This window comes from Chitinophaga sp. CB10, from assembly GCA_001870995.2.
Taxonomy (GTDB): domain Bacteria; phylum Bacteroidota; class Bacteroidia; order Chitinophagales; family Chitinophagaceae; genus Chitinophaga.
In genome coordinates this window covers 793047-814250 of record MLAV02000001.1, presented here as the reverse complement: position 1 = coordinate 814250, position 21204 = coordinate 793047, and the positions used below count along the sequence as shown (strand labels likewise).

At 50.1% G+C, this 21204-nt stretch carries 14 protein-coding genes; 8 read left to right on the top strand and 6 right to left on the bottom strand.

The window, feature by feature from the left end:
* The first annotated feature begins 255 nt into the window (after positions 1 to 255).
* Positions 256 to 1464, top strand: a complete 1209-nt coding sequence (locus tag BOC67_RS03260) for a serine hydrolase (protein ID WP_291907197.1) — start codon at positions 256 to 258, stop codon at positions 1462 to 1464.
* Here the strand turns inward: BOC67_RS03260 and BOC67_RS03255 are convergent, their stop codons facing one another.
* From BOC67_RS03255 to BOC67_RS03240, 4 genes are all read right to left on the bottom strand, one after another.
* Positions 1465 to 2445, bottom strand: coding sequence for a cation diffusion facilitator family transporter (locus BOC67_RS03255; RefSeq protein WP_291907194.1), 981 nt, complete (start codon positions 2443 to 2445; stop codon positions 1465 to 1467).
* Positions 2446 to 2604: 159 nt separating this feature from the next.
* A complete protein-coding gene (gene infC, locus BOC67_RS03250; RefSeq protein WP_291907191.1) occupies positions 2605 to 3261 on the bottom strand; it encodes a translation initiation factor IF-3 in 657 nt (218 codons plus the stop codon).
* 172 nt (positions 3262 to 3433) lie between these two features.
* Positions 3434 to 5374 (bottom strand): threonine--tRNA ligase, encoded by a 1941-nt coding sequence (thrS, locus tag BOC67_RS03245; protein ID WP_291907189.1) that lies wholly within the window; start codon positions 5372 to 5374, stop codon positions 3434 to 3436.
* 176 nt (positions 5375 to 5550) lie between these two features.
* The gene (locus BOC67_RS03240) at positions 5551 to 6138 is read right to left on the bottom strand and encodes a DUF3347 domain-containing protein (protein ID WP_291907187.1); all 588 of its coding nucleotides are present in this window, start codon (positions 6136 to 6138) and stop codon (positions 5551 to 5553) included.
* Positions 6139 to 6249: 111 nt separating this feature from the next.
* Between BOC67_RS03240 and BOC67_RS03235 the strand changes: the two genes are divergently transcribed.
* From BOC67_RS03235 to BOC67_RS03210, 6 genes are all read left to right on the top strand, one after another.
* Complete coding sequence (locus tag BOC67_RS03235) at positions 6250 to 8217, top strand: ABC-F family ATP-binding cassette domain-containing protein (protein ID WP_291907185.1); 1968 nt, start codon at positions 6250 to 6252, stop codon at positions 8215 to 8217.
* A 21-nt stretch (positions 8218 to 8238) separates the two neighbouring features.
* Entirely contained in the window at positions 8239 to 8928 is a 690-nt protein-coding gene (locus BOC67_RS03230; RefSeq protein ID WP_291907184.1) for a response regulator transcription factor, read from the top strand.
* 12 nt (positions 8929 to 8940) lie between these two features.
* On the top strand, positions 8941 to 10323 hold the full coding sequence (locus tag BOC67_RS03225; protein ID WP_291907181.1) for a HAMP domain-containing sensor histidine kinase: 1383 nt from the start codon (positions 8941 to 8943) through the stop codon (positions 10321 to 10323).
* A 91-nt stretch (positions 10324 to 10414) separates the two neighbouring features.
* A complete protein-coding gene (locus BOC67_RS03220; protein ID WP_291907177.1) occupies positions 10415 to 11686 on the top strand; it encodes a TolC family protein in 1272 nt (423 codons plus the stop codon).
* The gene (locus BOC67_RS03215) at positions 11643 to 12785 is read left to right on the top strand and encodes an efflux RND transporter periplasmic adaptor subunit (protein ID WP_291907174.1); all 1143 of its coding nucleotides are present in this window, start codon (positions 11643 to 11645) and stop codon (positions 12783 to 12785) included. The genes BOC67_RS03220 and BOC67_RS03215 overlap by 44 nt, the downstream gene beginning before the upstream one ends.
* A 58-nt stretch (positions 12786 to 12843) precedes the next feature.
* Positions 12844 to 15945, top strand: coding sequence for a CusA/CzcA family heavy metal efflux RND transporter (locus BOC67_RS03210; protein ID WP_291907173.1), 3102 nt, complete (start codon positions 12844 to 12846; stop codon positions 15943 to 15945).
* A gap of 166 nt (positions 15946 to 16111) precedes the next feature.
* Here BOC67_RS03210 and BOC67_RS03205 read toward each other — a convergent pair whose 3' ends face one another.
* A complete protein-coding gene (locus BOC67_RS03205) occupies positions 16112 to 17131 on the bottom strand; it encodes a rhodanese-related sulfurtransferase (protein ID WP_291907172.1) in 1020 nt (339 codons plus the stop codon).
* Between the two features lie 531 nt (positions 17132 to 17662).
* Here BOC67_RS03205 and BOC67_RS03200 point away from each other — a divergent pair.
* Positions 17663 to 18079, top strand: coding sequence for a response regulator (locus tag BOC67_RS03200; protein ID WP_291907170.1), 417 nt, complete (start codon positions 17663 to 17665; stop codon positions 18077 to 18079).
* A gap of 598 nt (positions 18080 to 18677) precedes the next feature.
* Here BOC67_RS03200 and BOC67_RS03195 read toward each other — a convergent pair.
* Positions 18678 to 21200 (bottom strand): DUF5686 and carboxypeptidase regulatory-like domain-containing protein, encoded by a 2523-nt coding sequence (locus BOC67_RS03195; RefSeq protein WP_291907169.1) that lies wholly within the window; start codon positions 21198 to 21200, stop codon positions 18678 to 18680.
* Between the last annotated feature and the right edge of the window lie 4 nt (positions 21201 to 21204).

Below are 21204 nucleotides of genomic sequence, written 5' to 3'. Positions count from 1 at the left end.
ATTAACAGGGCACAAATCTACTGGATGTTTAAGAGTAATCAAATAGTTAGCATTTTATTTTAGATTCCATCTAATCAATCGCCTTAATCCTTTCATTTTGTTTAATGCATGCCGGAATGTTTTCTTAAAAATGCGTTAAAAATGAAAACAGGCAGTATTTTATTTGGAGGAGCTTAACATTCATAAGTAATTTCGTGTCAGTGAATCAACGTTCGAGCAGAAACAAAAGACATTAATAGAGTCATACACTTCATAATGAAGCGATTGAAAGCAGCAGGCATCTTACTCACTATTTCGGGAGTTGTAATTATATCAAGCTGTCAGAGCACAGCAGCGCGCAAGGCGGCAGAGAAAAGTAAAAAAGCGGCAGACAGTGCATTATATACACTAAAGCTAACAGCAGCACAGCAGGATGCCATTCTACACGCACCAAGGACCATTCAGCTCCAGGGGGAACTGGAATCTTTCTATAACAAGTTTGTCCGTACAGGATTCAACGGCGCCATGATCGTGGCGAAGAAAGGCGTGATCATTTTTGAAAAATATCATGGCCTGGAAAATTACCGCACCAAATCACCTATCATCGATTCCTCTTCCTTCCAGCTGGCATCGGTTTCCAAAACCTTTACCGGCGCGGCCGTGCTATGGCTGGCGGACAGGGCAAAATTATCGCTGGATGATTCGTTGCAAACCTTCTTCCCGGAATTCCCCTACAAAGGCATTACGGTAAGAATGTTACTCAACCACCGCAGCGGCCTTCCCAACTATTTGTACTTCTGCGATAGCCTGTGGAAAGAACCCTCCCGGTTTATCACCAACGAGGAAGTGATCCGGCTCATGGAGGTACACCGGCCGCGGATCCAACATCTCCCCAACACCCATTTCCAATATTGTAACACGAACTATCTCCTGCTGGCTTCCATTATTGAAAAAGTGAGCGGGCAGCAGTATGCTGACTTCATGCAGCAAACCTTCTTCAAGCCGCTGGGCATGACCAATACCTTCGTGTACGACCCTTCCTCCGCCGTAAGGCCGCACCAGACGCAGAGCCACAAGTACAACGGGCAGTTGGAACCGGATACTTACTTCGACGGCGTAATGGGAGATAAAGGCATTTACAGCTCCGCACGCGATATGCTGAAATGGGACCAGGCGCTCTATTCCGGCAACCTGTTGAAACCGGAAACGCTGAAGGCAGCCTATACGCCGTATAGCCACGAGAAGCCGGGCGTACGCAACTATGGCCTCGGGTGGCGGCTGATGGTATATCCGGACAGCTCCCGCAATATCGTGTACCACAATGGCTGGTGGCATGGCAACAATACGGTGTTCTACCGTTTTGTGCAGGACAGCACCACGCTGATTATCCTCGGTAATAAATACAACAGGGGCATCTACCATGCAGTTAAACCCATCCGGGAAATGCTGGGCCATGGCGATGGAGAAGAAGCCGGCGAAGAGTAGTTACAGGCCGTGTTTGCGGTTGGGTAGCACATTGTCCCGGCTCCACTGGATCTCCCCGGTGAAAGGATGACTCCTCACCGGGCAGTCCGCCTTGATGCAGTAGTGGCAACAGGCAGGAATGCAGGGGTCCGTATGGATGAAACATTCCGTTTCACCACCCTCAAACTCTTTGTTGACAAGGTCCTCCACCCTTTTCACCTCATCGTGTACTTCACTTAATTCCAGGTAATAAGGCAGGGTAATATGGCAATCAATGTGATAGTTGTTGCCATATTGCTGCGTGCGCATATTGTGCACGTCAATCCAGTTAGGACGGCGGTTGGCGGACAGTACGCTGATCACGCTGTCTACCACTTTCATATCCGTTTCATCCATCAGGCCGGAAATAGAGCGGCGCATCAGGCGGTAGCCATTGATGAGGATCAGTACGCCCATCACCACGGATACCGCGGGATCCAGCCAGTGCCAGCCCGTGAAGCGGATCACCACCAACGCGATGATCAAACCCAGGCTGCTGTAAACATCCGTCATGATGTGCTGGCCGTTGCCGCTGATGGTAAGGGAGTTCAACTGTTTGCCGGAACGGCGCAGGTATAGGCCCAGCATGAGGTTGGCCAGCGTGGTAGCGCCCAGCAGCCAAAGGCCGCTGTCCACCTCATTTAACTCCTGCGGGAAAATGAAGTACTGCGCTGCTTTGACGAGGATCAGGATGCCGGCGAAAAAGATCATCGCCCCTTCAAAGCCGATAGAAAAGAACTCGACCTTTCCATGCCCATAGGGATGGTTTTCATCTTTCGGCTTACCGGCCAGGTAAATACTGTAGCTGGCGAAAGCGCCCGCCACCACGTTGATGATGGATTCCAGCGCATCGGAAAGGATAGCCACGGAATGGGTGAGCATATACGCCAGGAATTTCGCAGCGGTAAGGATAAAGCTCACTGCCAGCGAAACGAGTATGATGCGCAGTTCTTTTTTGAGCAAGGTTCAGCTTTTTGTTGTTATATACAGCGAAGGTAATCAAATTGTTATTCCACGGGCCATTAAGAAAATATATCCATGGCCGTTAGGCAGCACAGGCATAAATAAGTAAAGCAGCCACACAGGAAGCGTGGCTGCTTAAATATCAGAACCCTTTGAAAATTATTGAGCGCCTTCTTCCGGCTTGCTTTCGGCAACCCGTGGCTCCTTATTTTCTTTAGGCTGTTTGTCTTTTTTCTTTGCTGTTTTTGGGGCAAAGATGGCAATCATACGTTTACCTTCCATGGTAGGCATCCCTTCCAGACCGCCCACTTCGGCCAGTCTTTCCGCGAATTTCAGCAGGATCAGCTCACCACGCTCTTTGAACATGATCGCACGACCTTTAAACTGAACATAAGTTTTAACCTTATTACCGTCTTTCAGGAATTTTTCTGCATGCTTTGCTTTGAAGTCGAAGTCGTGATCGTCGGTGTTTGGCGTAAAGCGGATTTCTTTCACCTCGCTTTTATGCGCATTCGCCTTCATCTCTTTTTCCTTCTTCTTCTTCTCGTAAAGGAATTTGTTATAATCGATAATGCGGCATACAGGCGGCGCGGCGTTTGGAGAAATCTCCACCAGGTCTAATCCCTGTTCTTCAGCCATGCGCAGTGCATCTTCTGTTTTGTAGATACCCACCTCTACATTATCGCCTACCAACCTAACTTCAGGCACGCGTATCATTCTGTTGGTACGGTGTTCCTGTTGTTGTTCTCTGCGAAAATTAGGGTTTCTGTTGCCCCTGTTGCCACCGTTAAAACTTGGTTTGGGTCTGTTTTGCATTAAAAAAATAAAAGTTAAGTAATTAATTGTCCATAGTCCATGGTCCACATTCCTACCATGGACCTGAAACAATTTCCTGCAAAGTTAATGGGAAAATTCATAGCAATAAACATACCTGAAAATAGTAATGTTCATCTGCTTATATTCTTTTTTTCCACATTTATGAGTGACTCTATTCGAATGGTTTCCTATTTACCACCTCGTCATTTACCAGGGCGGTGAACTGCTCCAGCGTCATGGCGCCGAGGTCTCCCTTGGCCTGGCGGCGTACCGCTACCAGGTTATCGGTCGCCTCTTTCTCGCCCAGCACGAGCATGTACGGGATCTTCGCCAGCTCGGCCTCGCGGATCTTCTTACCGATCTTCTCGCTGCGGTCGTCGATTTCCGCCCGGATGTCCGCTTTTTTCAGCGCTGCGGCCACTTTTTCCGCGTACTCCTGCGTTTTGTCCGAGATAGGCAGGATCTTCACCTGTGTAGGTGTGAGCCACAGTGGGAATTTACCACCGCAGTGTTCAATCAGCACGGCGATGAAGCGTTCCAGGGAACCGAAAGGCGCACGGTGGATCATTACCGGACGGTGTCTGGCATTGTCCGCCCCGATGTACTCGAGCTCAAAACGCTCCGGCAGGTTGTAATCCACCTGGATGGTACCCAACTGCCATTTACGGCCCAGGGCATCTTTCACCATGAAGTCCAGCTTGGGACCGTAGAAAGCCGCTTCGCCGTACTCCACCACGGTTGGCAGCCCTTTTTCCGCCGCAGATTCAATGATCGCCTGCTCGGCCAGCTCCCAGTTCTCTTCAGAACCGATATACTTGCTGCGGTCTTCCTTATCGCGCAGGGATACCTGAGCGGTATAGTTCTTAAAGCCAAGGCTCTCGAACACAAACAGCACCAGGTCTATCACCTTCATGAATTCTTCCTTCACCTGGTCAGGACGGCAGAAAAGGTGCGCATCGTCCTGGGTAAAGCCTCTTACACGGGTCAAACCATGCAGCTCCCCGTGTTGCTCGTAACGGTACACGGTACCGAATTCGGCAAAACGGACAGGCAGGTCTTTATACGACTTAGGCGACGCTTTGTACAGTTCGCAGTGGTGCGGACAGTTCATCGGTTTCAGCATGAACTCCTCTCCCTCTTCCGGGGTATGGATCGGCTGAAAACTGTCTTTCCCGTATTTTTCGTAGTGACCGGAAGTGACATACAGGTTCTTGTTCCCGATATGCGGCGTTACCACTGGCAGGTAGCCCGTTTCAATCTGCGCTTCCTGCAGGAAACGCTGCAGGCGTTCGCGGAGCAGGGCGCCCTTAGGCAACCACATAGGCAGGCCCAGACCTACTTTTTCGGAGAAGGTAAAGAGTTCCAGTTCCTTGCCCAGCTTGCGGTGATCGCGCTTTTTGGCTTCCTCTACCAGCGCCAGGTACTCGTCCAGCTCTTTCTGGTTCGGGAAAGTAATACCGTAAATGCGGGTCAGCATTTTGTTCTTCTCGTTTCCACGCCAGTAAGCACCCGCGATGTTCGTCAGCTTGATAGCCTTGATAAAGCCGGTGTTAGGAATGTGCGGGCCACGGCAAAGATCTGTAAAGCCGCCCTGTGTATAGAAAGTGATGGTACCGTCCTGGAGGTCGTTGATCAGCTCCAGTTTGTACTCATCGCCTTTTTCAGTGAAATATTTGAGCGCATCCGCCTTGCTGATTTCCGCACGGGTGTACACGCTGTTTTGTTTGGACAGCTCCACCATTTTCGCTTCGATCTTACGCAGATCTTCCTCGGTAATGGTGCGACCGCCCAGGTCAATATCGTAATAAAAACCGTTCTCGATTGCAGGGCCGATACCCAGCTTTACGCCAGGGTACAGCGCTTCCAGCGCTTCCGCCATCAGGTGGGCAGAAGAGTGCCACATGGTAGACTTTCCATCCGTATCCGTCCACGTAAGTAACTGCAACGTCGCATCCGTCGTAATAGGACGGGTGGCATCCACCACCTCGCCGTTAACCTTTGCAGCCAAAACCTTACGCGCCAATCCCTCACTAATGGATTTGGCGATGTCCAATGCAGTAACGCCAGTTTCATACTGTCGCACCGCGCCATCTGGAAAAGTGATATTCATCATATGTCTATATAAGTACCTGATTTTTTGGGCAGGCACTATTCTTCTTTAATAAAATGGTTGCGAAGTTAAGAAATAGCTCTTGGTTTTTAACCAACTACTATCAGAAAATGTCAATTATATATGTCAATTTTCGTAAAATAAGATGAAAAACAGCAGTCGGGATGCAGTAGCAAAAACTATTTGTAAATCAGCGAGTCGTTCGTGGAACCACATTCCAGCATTTTATCGCCAAAGTAAGGGTTCACAATATTGCGGGTTTCGCTCAGCCAGTACGCCCCTTTGTCGTCAAAAGCCATGGGGCAGTACTGCCGGTAAACGGTGTGGCCCTTGTAGCCGGTAGCCTTGATCAGGTCGTACAACATGTCAGATACCATCTGGTACTCTCCCCGCTTCCCCTCGATGTCCTTTTCCCCCAGGAGGCCCGCCAGCTCCGCGCTGATGCTGCCGGTAATACCTGCAATACCGGCCAGCCGGGCACTATCCATTTGCAACAACTGTACCGGCAGGCTATCCACATGCTGTTTGAGCAGGATCGCCGCCGAACTGGCAGCGCCGGTGTCACTTTTCACCAGCGCAGCCGACAGCTGGTGATAGGCATCCATCACCCGGCCCAGGGAATCATAGTACTGTTGCGTATAGGGGGCTTGTAAAGCCTGTGGCGCCGCAGCGGCAGTTTCAGTAGCGGCAGGCGTGTTATTCTGGCAGCTATACAGGCCCGCGGACAGTATCAAAGCGCCGATGGGCAGAAATATCCTTATTTTCATAATTGCTAAAATGTTAAACAAAACTAAAGAATTGTATTCATAGAGATTATAATCTGATAATTATGCTTATTATCAGTAACTTTGCGCGTTTAATAACTTTTTGAATTTACTATGTTAATCGCTTTACAGGATATTACATTTGAGTTTGGCTCCAGGGTGATTTTGGAAGATTCTTCCTGGCACATTGAACCGGGCGACCGCGTCGGCCTTATTGGCCTCAATGGTACCGGCAAATCCACATTGCTTCGTATCATTAACGGGGAATATTCTGTATCCAAAGGAAGCGTAAACAAAAGTAAAAACCTCACCATCGGCTTCTTCAACCAGGACCTCCTCAGCTTTGAGACGGACGAATCCATCCTTACCGTAGGTATGATGGCCTTCGGCAAAGCCCTGGAACTGGAAAAAGATATCGAGCGTATCACAAAAGAACTCGAACATAACCAGACGGACGAGCTGCTGCACGAGTTCAGCGACAAGCTGCATGAATTTGAGTCGCTCGACGGCTACAACATGAAACACAAAACCGCCCAGGTACTGGAAGGTCTTGGTTTCAGCACCGCGGACCTGGACCGGCCCTACAGCCAGTTTTCCGGAGGATGGCGCATGCGCGTGCTCCTGGCCCGCCTGATCCTCCAGCAGCCGGATGTGCTCATGCTCGATGAGCCCACCAACCACCTGGACTTACCATCCATCGAGTGGTTGGAGCGCTACCTCAGCAACTACAACGGCGCGGTGATCATCGTATCGCACGACCGCTTCTTCCTCGACCGCATGGTAAACCGCATCGTGGAAGTGTACCAGCAGCAGCTGCACCACTACTCCGGCAACTACTCCGATTATGAAGTGGAAAAGGAACTGCGCCGGGAAATGCAGCAACGCGCCTACGAAAACCAGCAGGACTATATCCGCCAGCAGGAACGCTTCATCGAGCGCTTTAAGGCAAAAGCCTCCAAAGCCGCCCAGGCGCAGTCTATCGCCAAACGGCTCGATAAGCTGGAACGCATTGAACAGGTAGACAACGGTCCATCCAAAATCAAAATCAGTTTCTCCGTAGATAAAACACCGGGCAAAATCCTGGCTACCCTCAACGGGGTTAGCAAAAGCTTCGGCAATAACGTCATCCTGAAAAATACCAGCGCGGAAATCAACCGCGGTGATAAAATCGCCCTGATCGGCGCCAACGGTAAAGGTAAATCTACCCTGCTGCGCATCATTGCCGGCGAGGAATCCTTTGAGGGGGAACGCGTACCGGGTCACAACGTGGTCACCAGCTTCTACGCCCAGCACCAGCTGGAATCCCTGGACCTCAACAGCGAAATCCTGGATGAACTCAAAAACTGCGGCAGCGGAAAAACGGAGCTGGAACTGCGCCAGCTGCTCGGCTGCTTCCTCTTTACCGGCGATGACGTGTTCAAGAAAATACGCATCCTCTCCGGAGGTGAAAAAGCCCGCGTAGCGCTGGCTAAAACCATCATCAGCCAGGCCAACTTCCTCATGCTCGATGAGCCTACCAACCACCTGGACATGAACAGCGTGCAAATGCTGATCGACGCCCTCAACAAATATGAAGGCAGCCTGGTACTGGTATCGCACGACCGTTACTTCGTGAGCCAGACGGCCAACAAGATCTGGGAAATCGTAGATGGCCAGATCAAGGAATTCAAAGGCACCTATGCGGAATGGGAGGAATGGAAGAAGAGAATGGCCGCCAACAACGCACCGGCCGCTCCTGCCAAATCCAACCCGCAGGGCGGGAATGCCGTGGCCGCCGAGCCTAAAAAGGAAACCAAAGCGGATACCGCTCCTAAAGGCGCTATCAACAAGGAAGTACAAAGGGAACTGCAAAAACAGCAGAAACAGTTTTCCAGCGTGGAAGGGCAACTGGCTAACCTCAAAGCCCGTAAAGCGGAACTGGAAAGCAGTTTGGGCAATCCTGACATTTACCAGGATAAACATAAATTTACATCCGTAGAAGCAGAATATAACGACGTGCTGAAGTTCCTCGAAAGAGCGGAACAGCAGTATGAAGCACTCTTCGAAAAGATCATGAAGCTGGAGGCGGAATTAATGAGTTAACGCGAGCAAAAAACTAACTCCATGCAAAAAATCCTGGTGGTAGAAGACGAAGTTAAAGTGGCCAACGCCGTCAAACAAGGGCTGGAAGAAAACGGCTTTGAAGTGGACGTAGCCTACGATGGCCGCATCGGGAAAGGACTTGCTGCCGGCAATTCCTATGACCTCGTCATCCTGGACCTCAACCTCCCCCACTTTAACGGGTATGAACTCTGCGAAGTGATCCGCGCTAAAAACAACCGCGTGCCCATTATCATGCTCACCGCCCTCGGTGGTGTGGACGATAAGATGCAGGCGTTTGAACTTGGCGCGGACGACTACCTCGTTAAGCCGTTCGACTTCCGGGAGCTGCTCGCCAGGATCCGCGTATTCCTCAAACGCGTGGGCGCCGAACCTACGCAGAGCACCCAGTTTAAAATCGCCATCGCCGACCTGGAAATAGACCGGGAAAAGAAAGAAGTTACCCGGGCAGGTAAAAAAATTGCGCTCACCGCCAAAGAATACCAGCTGTTGGAATTTCTCGCCCTGCATAAAGGAAAGGTTATCTCCAAACTGACCATCGCCGAAAAAGTATGGGACATCGATTTTGATACCGGCACCAATGTAATCGAAGTCTATATGAACTTCCTCCGCAAGAAGATAGATAAGGACTTCGACAGCAAACTTCTGCATACCAAAACCGGAATGGGCTACTACCTCTCCGAAGAGCCATAAGCCGCACGCACCTTGAAGATCAAATATAAAATAGCGCTTTATTACACGCTCTCGGCCACCCTGATGCTGATGATCTTTGCCGTGCTGGTGTACTATCTCTCCGCCAAATCCCGTAAGGCCGAATACCTGGAAAGGCTCGAATACCGGGCCCGATCCATAGCCAACGTAATCGTGGAGGATGGCCACGTAAAAGTGGACCTGCTCCGAAAGCTGGACCGTACTACCTTCCAGGACCTTTACAAGGAAAGTATCCTCGTGTACAATCCCAGCTACGACCTCCTGTACAGCAACCTGAAAGACACCACCATCCGTACCCATAAAAGCCTGCTCGATTATATCAGGGAAAATAAATCGTATAGCTATGACCGTGGCGGCGGTGGCGAAGTGGTGGGCATTTATTATACAGAGGGCAATGTATCCGTGATTGTGATCGTTTCTTCCTTTGATAAATATGGTTTTCAAAACCTGCAGAACCTGAGCCGCATCCTGCTCCTGGAACTGGCTACCGCCATTTTGGTGCTGGTAGCCGTGGGGTATTTTTTTGCCAGGAAGATGGTAAGGCCGATCGATAAGCTGGTAACGGAAGTGGACAGTATCAACGCCAATAACCTCCAGGACAGGCAGGTGGCCGTGCAAGGCAAAGATGAAATAGCTGTACTGGCCGCCAACTTCAATACCATGCTGCAACGCCTGAGCGAATCCTTCGACCTGCAGAAAAGCTTCGTGAGCAACGCTTCCCACGAGCTGCGCACGCCGCTGGCCAGCATCATCAGCCAGCTGCAGGTTACGCTCTCCAAAGAACGCAGCGCCCACGAATACCAGGAAATACTACAGTCCGTACTGGAAGACGCGGAAAGCCTGACGGACCTTACCAACGGCCTCTTACAGCTGGCCCAATCAGAAATGAAAAGCCAGGAATTTGTATTCAGCGATGTACGCATCGATGAACTGCTGATGGAAATGGCCAACCTGGTGCGACTGAAACAGCGGGAATCCCGCATTGAAATACAATTCAATAAAGTACCGGATAACGACCTGCTGGTAACCTGTTTCGGGAATGAAAGCCTGCTCAAGGTCCTGTTCATTAACCTCGTGGATAATGCCTGCAAGTTTTCAAAGGACAATACCGCGCACGTTACGATCGACTTCTTTACCCAATACATCACCGTACAGGTGAAAGATAATGGCATAGGCATTCCTGCCGATGACCTGCAAAAAATATTCGAGCCCTTCTATCGTGGCAGCAATGCGCAAAAAACACGGGGGCACGGATTGGGCCTGTCCATCTGCAAAAAAATTGTGCAAATCCACAAAGGCCACCTCACCGTAACCTCTACACCCGGCCATGGCAGCACGTTTACAGTACTGCTCCCCCACCTTGGCGCCAATGCTTAATTACATTTTAATACGTTTTTAATTCCCCTTAAAGCCCCCTTTAATTTCGCTTATAGAGCTTTGTGTCATGAAATTAGGCTATATGCGAAAGATGAAGCTACTGATCCTATCAGTATTTACAGCTGGCCTGGGCTATATCACACCATCACAGGCACAGGCTTCCCTGCAGCGGATCCCTGTTACGCTACAGGAGGTGGAAGACACCTTTCTCGTCAGAAATTATATGTTACTGGCGCAACGCTACCAGATAGACGCTTCCAAAGCGCTGGTGCGCCAGGCGAAGATATGGAGCAACCCGGAACTCAGCACCGTATTGGGCTGGGGCAGCACCGACCATCTCAAACCATTTCACATAGGCAGCGGCGGACAGGCGCAATATGACATCGATCAGCTGATACAACTGGCAGGCAAAAGAAACAAAAGCATTCAACTCGCGGGGGCCGCTGCTTCTATGAATGAAGCCACCTTCGACGAGCTGGTACGCACGCTGAAACTGCAGCTGCGCGAAAACTTCTACGACATCTACTACACCCAGCAGAGCGGACTGGTGTTGAAAGAACAACTTGAAAACCTGCAGAAGATCGTAGACGCCTATACCGAAGCAGACAAGAAAGGCTCCGTGCCCCACTCCGACGTCATCAGGCTGCAAGCCTTACAGGTAGGACTGGAAAACGATTATGCAGATTTAAAACAGGAGGAACTAAACGCACAGAAAAACCTACAACAGTTACTCCATAGCCAGGACTTCTATGAAGCCAGGCTGGCGCCGGGGGATCTTGCACACTATACCCTGGACAATATTCAGCTCCAGCAGCTGCTGGACAGCGCGGCAGTGAACCGGCCGGATGTGCGTGTGGCCGCGCTGCAGTACCAGACTGCGGAGCTGAATTATCGCCTCCAAAAATCCATGGCTGTTCCTGACCTGCACGTAGGCGCTACCTATGATAAAGCCGGCAGCTATGTCAACAACTTTGTGGGCTTGAAACTCGGCATCGACCTCCCGCTGTGGAACCGCAACCAGGGCAACATCCGCGCGGCGCAGTACCAGGTAAAAAGCGAAGCGGAACAGTATAAACAACAGCAGTCAATCGCGCAAACCGAAGTACTGAATGCGTATCAGCGTATCCTCGCGCTGGAAAAGCGTTACAAAAGCTTTGACCTCAAGGAATTCCAACAACAGTTCGATACGCTCATAGACGAAGTCGCTAAAAACTTCCGTAAGGGTAATATCTCCCTCTTACAATTTATCGACTACTTCAACAGCTATAGTGATAATGCCAAAAATATCAACAGGTTTTTATCTAATCGTGTAAACGCATATGAAGAACTCAACTATGCAACAGGACAGGAATTATTTAAATAAGCAGTATATGAAACACCCGGTCATATTCCTCGGAATCGCGCTGGCGGCAGCCATGATGTGGAGCGGATGCAAACACAGCGAAGCGGAGGACACTGAAAAGAGCACCTTCGTACTCAGCGATACCATGCTGAAAAATATTAAAATCGATACCGCGCAACTGGAACCGGTGCAAAACGAACTTCGTTTATCCGGGAAGGTTACCCCCAACGGCGGCAAGGTGCTGAAAGTATATCCGCTCGTGAGTGGTTATGTGGAAGATATTAAAGTGCAGCTGGGCGACTACGTTCAGAAAGGGCAGGTACTGGCCGTGATTCATAGTGCCGAAATCGCCGATTACGAGAAACAGCTGGCCCAGGCCAAATCCGACCAGGGTGTGGCGGAAAAGAACCTGAAAGTGGCGCAGGACCTGTATGACAGTCGCCTCAACACGGAAAAGGATGTGATCAACGCCAAAGGCGACCTGCAAAAATCCAATGCAGAAATCACCCGCCTGAACGACCTCTTTAAAATCTACCGTAAAGGGAAAGGCGCTACCTACCTGGTAACCGCCCCCATCTCCGGCTATATCATCGAGAAAAACATCAACAATAACATGGAAATCCGTACGGACAACAGCACCAATATCTTTACCATCTCCGAGCTGGACGACGTATGGGTAATGGCCAATGTGTTTGAAACGGATATCGCTAAAATCAAGGAAGGCTACGATGCCAACGTGGTAACCGTGAGCTACCCGGATCAGCCTTTCCACGGCAAGATTGACAAAATCTACAACTTCCTTGACCCGGCCACCAAAACCATGCAGGTGCGCATCAGCATAGACAATAAGAACATGCTGCTCAAACCTGAAATGTTTGCCACCGTATATGTTACCTACCAGGATAACGACGCGAAAATTGCCGTGCCTTCCGCCGCCGTGATCTTCGACAACAGCAAAAACTACGTGCTGGTGTTCAAGGATAAGTTCAATATCAGCGTGCGGCCCGTGGAAGTAGCCAAAACCTCCGGCAACGTTACTTACCTCTCCTCCGGCCTGCAGGCAGGCGAAAAGGTGATCTCTAAAAATCAGCTGCTCATTTATGATGCGCTGAAAGACTAAGCAGTAGATCCATTGACAGGAAACGCAGTTCAGTACTGCGTTATAAAGCAGCAGCCATATGAATAAGTTTATCAGAAATATCGTAGCCTTCTCGTTGAAAAACAAATTGTTTGTTTTCATTGCAGTGGCTACGCTCATCATAGCAGGGGTATTTTCCTTTGTGCATACCCCTATCGAGGCTTTCCCGGATGTGACCAACACCCAGATCGTGATCGTTACGAAGTGGAACGGCCGCAGCGCGCAGGAAGTGGAACGCTTCGTGACCCTGCCCATCGAGGTATCCATGAATGCCGTACAAAAGAAAACCAGCGTACGCTCGGTGACGATGTTCGGCTTATCCGTAGTAAGGATCATCTTTGACGATGACGTGGAGGACTTCTTTGCCCGGCAACAGGTGAATAATATGCTGGCCGGCGTAAGCCTGCCGGATGGCGCAGAGCCGGAAGTGCAGCCACCCTACGGCCCTACCGGCGAAATTTTCAGGTATTATCTCAAGAGCCCCAAACGCGACTCCCGCGATCTCCTCACCTGGCAAAACTGGGTGATAGACCGCCAGATCAGGAGCGTGCCCGGCGTGGCTGATGTGGTAGCCTTTGGCGGCCAGGAGAAGATCTATGAAATCTCCGCCGATCCGGTAAGGCTGGCCAAATATGATATTACGCCCCTGGAATTATACCAGGCCGTAAATAAAAGCAATATCAACGTAGGCGGGGACGTCATTGAGAAAAACGGGCAGGCCTACGTGGTACGCGGGATCGGATTGCTCAACAGCATCAACGATATCCAAAACATCATTGTACAGAATATCAACGGCGTGCCGCTCCTCGTAAAGGACCTGGCCAATGTGCATGAGGCTTCCGCGCCCCGCGTGGGGCAGGTAGGGCTGGATAAGGATGATGATATCGTGGAAGGCATTGTGGTGATGCGTAAAGGCGAAAACCCTTCGGAGGTATTGGCGCGGCTGAAAGAGAAGCTCACAGAGCTGAACGAAACCATCCTCCCGGATGATATCAAGATGGTCACCTTCTATGACCGGGATACCCTGATGGACTTCTGTACGCATACGGTGATGCATAACCTGCTGGAAGGAATCATTTTCGTGACGGTGATTGTATTCATCTTCATGGCCGACTGGCGCACCACGGTGATCGTATCCATCATTATTCCGCTGGCGCTGCTGTTTGCGTTTATGTGTTTACGTTTGAAGGGCATGAGCGCTAACCTCCTCTCCATGGGCGCGATCGACTTCGGGATTATCATAGACGGCGCCGTGGTAATGGTGGAAGGCATCTTCGTGATGCTGGATCACAAAGCCCATAAATCCGGCATGGAGCGGTTTAACAAGATGGCCAAGCTGGGATGGATCAAGCAAACCGGCGGAGAGCTGGCAAAAGCCATCTTTTTCTCCAAGCTGATCATCATCATTAGCCTCGTACCCATTTTCTCCTTCCAGAAGGTAGAAGGGAAAATGTTCTCTCCGCTGGCATGGACCCTCGGCTTTGCCCTGCTGGGAGCGCTGTTATTTACCCTGACCCTGGTGCCTGTGCTGTGTTCTATTCTTCTCAATAAAAATGTAAAGGAAAAACACAACGTGGTGGTGCAGTTCTTCGACCGCATTGTCACCAAAGGTTTCAACTGGACTTACCGCAATAAACGCCTGAGCCTTATGCTGGCGCTGGGTTTCATGGTGCTGACCTTCGGCTCGGCCAAGTTCCTGGGAACGGAGTTCCTGCCGCAGTTGAATGAAGGCAGCCTCTGGGTGACGACGGAGTTGCCCATGAGTATGTCTCTCACGGAAAGCGTGAAGCTGGCGCACGACATCCGGCAGGACCTGGGGGATTTCCCGGAAGTAAAACGGGTATTGTCGCAGGTGGGCCGCTCCAACGACGGTACGGACCCCAACGGTTTCTACTTCGTGCAATACCAGGTAGACCTTGCGCCGAAGGCAGAGTGGAAGCGCAAGATCACGCAGGATGAATTGATTGCCCAGATGGAAGGCAGGTTGAGGAAATATCCCGGCATTGTGCTGAACTTCTCCCAGCCTATCAGCGATAACGTAGCGGAGGCAGTGGCGGGCTTCAAAGCCTCCAACGGGGTGAAGATCTACGGGGACGACCTGGTGAAGCTGGAAGCGCTGTCCCAGCAGGTGGTGAGCCAGCTGAAAACAGTGGAAGGTATTAAAGACCTCGGCGTAATCCGCAACATTGGCCAGCCGGAAATGAGCATCAACCTGGACGATAACAAGATGGCGCAATACGGCGTATCAACGGGCGATGCGCAGGCGGTGATCGAAATGGCGATCGGCGGTAAAACCGCCACCCAGCTCTACGAAGGGGAAAAGAAATTCGATATCCGTATCCGTTATGATGAGAACTACCGCAAAACGGAAGATGACCTGGCTAACCTGATGGTGCCTACCATCAACGGTAACAAAGTGCCGCTGAAGGAGATTGCGGAAATTTCTACCATTACCGGTCCGGCCTTTATTTACAGGGACAGCAACAAACGTTTCATCGGCGTGAAATTCTCCGTTCGCGACCGCGACCTGGGTAGCACCATTGCAGAAGCGCAGGCGAAAGTCAGCAAGGCCATTAAGCTGCCGAAAGGCTACAGCATTGGCTGGACGGGAGAATTCGAGAACCAGGTGCGCGCTACCAAGCGCCTGGGCCAGGTGGTGCCGATCAGTATCATCGCGATTTTCCTGGTGCTGTTTATCATGCTCGGCAATGTGAAGGATGCGGGCCTGGTGTTGATGAACGTTCCGTTTGCTTTGATAGGGGGTATCCTGGCATTGCACGTCACTAGTATGAATTTCGGAATTTCAGCCGGCGTTGGTTTTATTGCCTTGTTCGGTATCTGTATCCAGAACGGGGTGATCCTGATATCGGTGTTCCATAAGAACCTGGAGCAGAAGATGAGTTTGAATGAAGCCATTAAACTGGGTGTGCAGAGCAGGATAAGACCGGTGGTGATGACCGCGCTGATGGCGGCTATTGGCCTGGTGCCGGCGGCGCTCTCCCACGGCATTGGTTCAGAAACCCAGAAGCCGCTGGCGATTGTGGTGATCGGAGGTTTGATTACAGCTACGGTATTGACGCTGCTGGTATTCCCGATCATCTTCTACACTGCGTATCGCAACAAGCAACAGCAGCTCAGTTAAGCTATAAAACGGGAAATGCATGCGAAGGTTTCCCGGATATTTTTTAGTTCGCATATAGGTTGATAGAATGGGTCTTAATAAAAAGGGCCGGCGTTAACCCGGCCCTTTCAAAAGACTCAATTCCTCCACCCCGCCGAGAAGAAACCACGCGGGGTGGATTTTTTATTTATACGCGATTGCGTCTGCGCCTGGATTTATTGAACATCAGTCCTTTTTCAACGCCCTTGCGCAGTTCCGCCTGTTGTTCCGGCGGTAATGCATGGGTAGCCTGGCAGGCTTCGCTGCAGCACTTGTCGTATTTAGCCGCGCACTCCTCGCACTGGATGAAGAGCAGGTGGCAGCCATCGTTGGCGCAGTTCACATGCGTATCGCAGGGTTTACCGCATTGGTGGCATTCGCTGATGATATCGTCGGTAATGCGCTCGCCGAGGCGGTCGTCAAACACGAAGTTTTTTCCTTTGAATTTAATAGGGAGGTTTTGCTCCTTGGCTTTGTTGGTGTATTCAATGATACCGCCTTCGAGGTGGTACACATTTTTGAAGCCGGCATGCAGCATGTAGGCGGAGGCTTTTTCACAGCGGATACCTCCGGTACAGTACATGATGATGTTTTTATCCTTCTGGTCCTTCAGCATATCCACCGCCATGGGCAATTGTTCGCGGAAGGTGTCGGACGGCACTTCGATAGCGCCTTCAAAATGCCCTACTTCGTACTCGTAGTGGTTGCGCATATCTACGATGACAGTGTCAGTCGTATCCACCATTTCGTTAAATGCCTGCGCATTGAGGTACTTCCCTCTTACGGACATATCGAATGTAGGATCGTCGATACCATCGGCCACGATCTTATCCCGTACTTTGATTTTGAGTACGTAGAAGGATTTGCCATCGTCGTCCACGGCGATGTTCAGCCGGATACCATTGAGGAAATCGATTTTGTAAAGCGTTTCCCGGAAAGCCTCGAAGTTGTGTTCGGGAACGCTGATCTGTGCATTGATGCCTTCTTTTGCCACGTAGATGCGGCCGAATACGCCCAGTTCAAAAAGGGAGAGGTAAAGCGCGTCGCGGAAAGCCTGCGGATCTTCGATCTTCGCATACTGGTAGAAGGAAATAGTGACGCGTTTAAATGTTTCTTCGTACAGCCGCTTCTTCAGCTCGGCTGCCGATACTCTGTTGTGTAAAGCCATCTTGGACCTGAAATTTTAAGGACACTTGCCTGGTGAACAAAATTTCGGTGTAACTAATTGATAATTATCTCATTAATTTTCACCTATCGAATCGTTTTTCCCCGCTCCCTGCGGATGGGGAAAGGTTTGCAAAGTTATTGAATATTTTATTTGGGCAGTGATGATATTTGTCATGCCCCGGTATATAATTTTTTAAAGAGAATAACTGTTAAATTTATCCTGTCCGGTTAAAATTCCGATTATTCTTGTTAATTTACAGTTAATCGGGTCGATTTTAATTTTTGGGTTGAAAAGATGCATTAAATTGCTAACTTGCAGCTCCAAAATATTGAAGCTGACTCTTTTAATCTCGTCTTCAGGAAACGTAGGAAATTTCATAGAAGGAAAACGAGGAGAAGATAAAGCTCGTGCTACTAGCGCGGGCTCTTCTTTGCCGTTCCTTCCCTCTCCTACGAGGTCCTGTCTGGCATTGCAAGAGTCCCGCGCTTAACTGTTTCCGGGACTGACCGAACACCAAAACTAACAGTATGTATGACCCCTTCAGTTCTACCCGGAAGGTTTCAGAATATTAGCAGAAAGAAATTGTTGTTGATTGATGCGGACGAATGTTTTGGCGCTTCATTGAAACAAGCCTTAGCTCAAGCGCATTATGATGTGGATTGGGAAAGGGATTATGCAGGCGCTATTCAACGCGCACGCCATACGCCTTACAGCCTGGTGCTAATGGATGATCACTGGACAGGCATCGCAGTCACGGATTTAATCCGGCAGGTACTGCCACCTCATCAACCCCAGGTGATCGTTTACGGAACTGCTTTTATTGATGCGGAGGAAAAGGAGTACCTGGCGGCAGGCGCCAGTGGTTTCCTTACAAAACTCACAGACGACATATCATCACTACTGATAAAAATCATTTCGCTCACTGCCAGGGATGCTACCCTGCATTAGGTGAGATAAACTTACTTACATGAAAATATAAATAAGACCGGGGTTTCTACCCTGGTTTTTTTATTGCCGCCAGTTTTCCCCGCGGCAGTAAGTAACAAAGGCCCGGCCGCACCTTCTTCCTTCCTGTAAATATTTTTCCACATATTGATTATACTTAACACTAATGTGTGAAGCGAAGAGCCATAATAAGCTGCCTCATCAGATAGCGTTCCGGGCGTATATTTACCGGTTTTCAGCCGCGTGGATGTTGATAAAAATATTGTGGTTAATATAACTATTTGATTATTATTGTATATAAGTTTACGCTAAAGTTTAGTCACCCCGATTGGCACTTAGTTTGAATTCTAGTTCGAGAAGAAGATTGTTTAACCCGAAAATGTTAGAATATGAGTCATTACATTACTTATTTCGTCTACGCAATTGTTGGCATTTGGATATACCGGCTGCTGGCATATTATTTTGACACAAACACTCCCAAAAAAGTTCGTAAGGGCAAGTAACAACATGCTATTAGGAGTCGTCTGGTCCTGAACCACATCAAATAAAAAAGGTGTTTCGCTGGTACGAAACACCTTTTTTTATGGTAGCTATTAGCCGGCTACTGGCCGGGTTTCAGGAGGTTGCCGAAGATACCGCCGAACCCAACCCGCACGCCTATACGCGTATTATCTTTACTTTGATAACCAGCAATCACGTCCACCCGGGCGATCTTGAAAATATTTTCCAGGCCGGCGAAAATTTCCAGGTAGTTATTGTCCCCGTTTACATAAAAGGCATTGGCGCCCGCCACCAGGTTCCACTTCAGCCGGTTGAACAAAGGTATCTTGTTTGTAAGGAAGCCGTTGAAGTGATGCTCCACATTGGCCGTAGTGTAGAACGAAGCGGTGGTGCTGTACAGATAGTACGGCGCCAGCTGGAAGCTGTTCAGGTAGCGGAGGGTATAAAAAGTCTGGTTACCGTTGAAGTGCTGGTAGTCCGGTATCTCCACTACCCTGCTGTTGAGGAATCCGCCTACATTCACGTGGTACCTGAACTCGCCGAATAATTTGAAATTCATATTATCCTGCACGCCTACACGCCATTTGTCGAAATCCACGATACTGTTAGCGATGCCCGGTATCCCCTTCGTATAGGCGAATTCAAACTGGGGGTATTTGGAGCCGAAAGGCACCCGGCGGTCCGGCAGCTCTATAAACCGCTGCCCCGGCTGGAAGCTGAAGCTGGCCCCTACCACAAACGCGCTGTGCCGCTCAAACGGCACACCGGCCAGCTCGTAGGGATGATTGGGCGTAAACGCCTTGTTCTTACTGCCGAAGAAGCTGAAGTCCGTCGTGTTTTCCAGTGGATACCGGTTTTCATATACTGCCAGAAGGCTTAACCGGTTCTTGTTCTGGAAGGTGCGGCTGTACTGCCCTTTTACGAACCAGTTCTCATAAATTTTCATATAGTTTTCCCTGAACAGTAAAGTATAAAACTCGTTGGTCAGGTTATCGATTGGCTCTGCATGGTTGAATTGGGACACCCGTTTACCGCCGGAGAGCATGAACATATCGTTGCCGATGCGGTTAAACAGCCGGCTTTCGTTGGTGAATACGGCGTCCAGGTAGCTGTTGAAATGCGTGTTGCTGAGGCCATAGCGGAAGTAGGGCGACAACCGCAGGCGGCTTTCCTTGCCGGTGTTGAAACTCACGCTGGGCTCTATCGCCAGCACGAGGCCTTCCACGGTGTTGTACTTCAGGGATTTCGTCAGGCCTTTCAACCGCAGGGTATGGCTTTGAATACTGCTATCCCGCGTGAAGTAGGAATTCCGGGTGACGCCGCCCCACAGCACATCCAGCAGTTTAACATGCCCCTGCTTCTTCCGGAGGGAATCCAGCCGGTAGCGGCTGGAAGCGCTGTCCCTGTTGGCTTTGGCGGTACTGTCGCGGGTATGGAAGTCCTTTTGCTCATAGGCTTCCAGCGGCACGGGGCGAATGCTGTCCCAGTAGAACTGTGGCTTCTTATCATAAGCGGAATCCAGCTTCAGGATGACTTTCTCAAAGTATTTTTCCGGCAGTGCAGGTTTCAGGTTATAGTCGCTGTACACACTCACGAAATTCCCGTCTACCCCAAACCCAAATTTTTTAAATGCTATATGTACTACCTGGTCCTTAATCCGCCATACCTCCGGCGTTACCGGCACGTGCGTTTGGCGGATGTTCAGCGTATCCAGGATCTCCAGCTGGTATTCCGGCGTGAGCAGCAGGTCCGTACTATGGATGCGCCAATCGGCGTCCGTTATAAAAATGCTGCCGGAAAACAGGGGTTCGTATTTACGTTTAGGCGTAACAGTTATCTTGTACACCAGTTTCCCATCTTCCACGAAAGTACCTTCCAGGTGGTATTTGTAAAAGTTCAGCGCGTTTTCTGCGATGGGCGAAATAAAGCCGCGGGGGCCCATCTGGGAGATGATAGCCTGCACGTTGTTGTCGTAGAAACTGATAAAGGCCGGGAAGCTGATACCGAAGCCTCCCCCGCTTTTCCGGGAGCTGATAACTTCCAGCTTCAGGTTGTCCGGCTTGCGGTAGGCTACCTTGCTCACGGTTTCGGTAAGGAAAATGACGCCGCGGCCCAGGCTGTCCACCCCCATTTCCGCTTTATCTATTTTTTGACCAAAAAATTTGTTAGGGGCATTGGTAGAAGAGATCGTCCCTTTGCTATACGCCATGCAGGTCAGTTCATCCACCTGCTGCTGGTAAAAGCGGCGTTTCTTAATGGCCTCCCGTATGATCGCATACGCCGGGTCCTCACCTCCCGCTTTGACTACCACCTCCTGTATTTGCATACTCACGGGCTGGAGGTGAAAATCGAGGATTTGTTGGGGAGATGTAATGGTCACTTTTTGTTCGGACTTCCGGTAACCGATATACTGGCATACGATGGTATATTCCCCGGCTCCCAGTTCGAGCTGATACTGCCCGGAAGCGTTAGTAGTGGTACCTGTAGTGGTGCCTTTGATTAGTACGGTCGCATAAGGAAGGGGCTGATTACGTTCATCCGTTACCACTCCTTTGAGCGTATTGGCTATAACAGCATGGTATCCTGCTATCATGGACAGCAGTAAGAGCAGGCGCTTGATCATACAT

Excerpts from the sequence above, each read along its gene's own strand:
- BOC67_RS03260 (WP_291907197.1), top strand. The coding sequence starts at position 256 with ATGAAGCGATTGAAAGCAGCAGGCATCTTACTCACTATTTCGGGAGTT.
- infC (WP_291907191.1), bottom strand. The coding sequence starts at position 3,261 with ATGCAAAACAGACCCAAACCAAGTTTTAACGGTGGCAACAGGGGCAAC.
- thrS (WP_291907189.1), bottom strand. The coding sequence starts at position 5,374 with ATGATGAATATCACTTTTCCAGATGGCGCGGTGCGACAGTATGAAACT.
- BOC67_RS03240 (WP_291907187.1), bottom strand. The coding sequence starts at position 6,138 with ATGAAAATAAGGATATTTCTGCCCATCGGCGCTTTGATACTGTCCGCG.
- BOC67_RS03235 (WP_291907185.1), top strand. The coding sequence starts at position 6,250 with ATGTTAATCGCTTTACAGGATATTACATTTGAGTTTGGCTCCAGGGTG.
- BOC67_RS03230 (WP_291907184.1), top strand. The coding sequence starts at position 8,239 with ATGCAAAAAATCCTGGTGGTAGAAGACGAAGTTAAAGTGGCCAACGCC.
- BOC67_RS03220 (WP_291907177.1), top strand. The coding sequence starts at position 10,415 with ATGAAGCTACTGATCCTATCAGTATTTACAGCTGGCCTGGGCTATATC.
- BOC67_RS03215 (WP_291907174.1), top strand. The coding sequence starts at position 11,643 with ATGAAGAACTCAACTATGCAACAGGACAGGAATTATTTAAATAAGCAG.
- BOC67_RS03210 (WP_291907173.1), top strand. The coding sequence starts at position 12,844 with ATGAATAAGTTTATCAGAAATATCGTAGCCTTCTCGTTGAAAAACAAA.
- BOC67_RS03205 (WP_291907172.1), bottom strand. The coding sequence starts at position 17,131 with ATGGCTTTACACAACAGAGTATCGGCAGCCGAGCTGAAGAAGCGGCTG.
- BOC67_RS03200 (WP_291907170.1), top strand. The coding sequence starts at position 17,663 with ATGACCCCTTCAGTTCTACCCGGAAGGTTTCAGAATATTAGCAGAAAG.
- BOC67_RS03195 (WP_291907169.1), bottom strand. The coding sequence starts at position 21,200 with ATGATCAAGCGCCTGCTCTTACTGCTGTCCATGATAGCAGGATACCAT.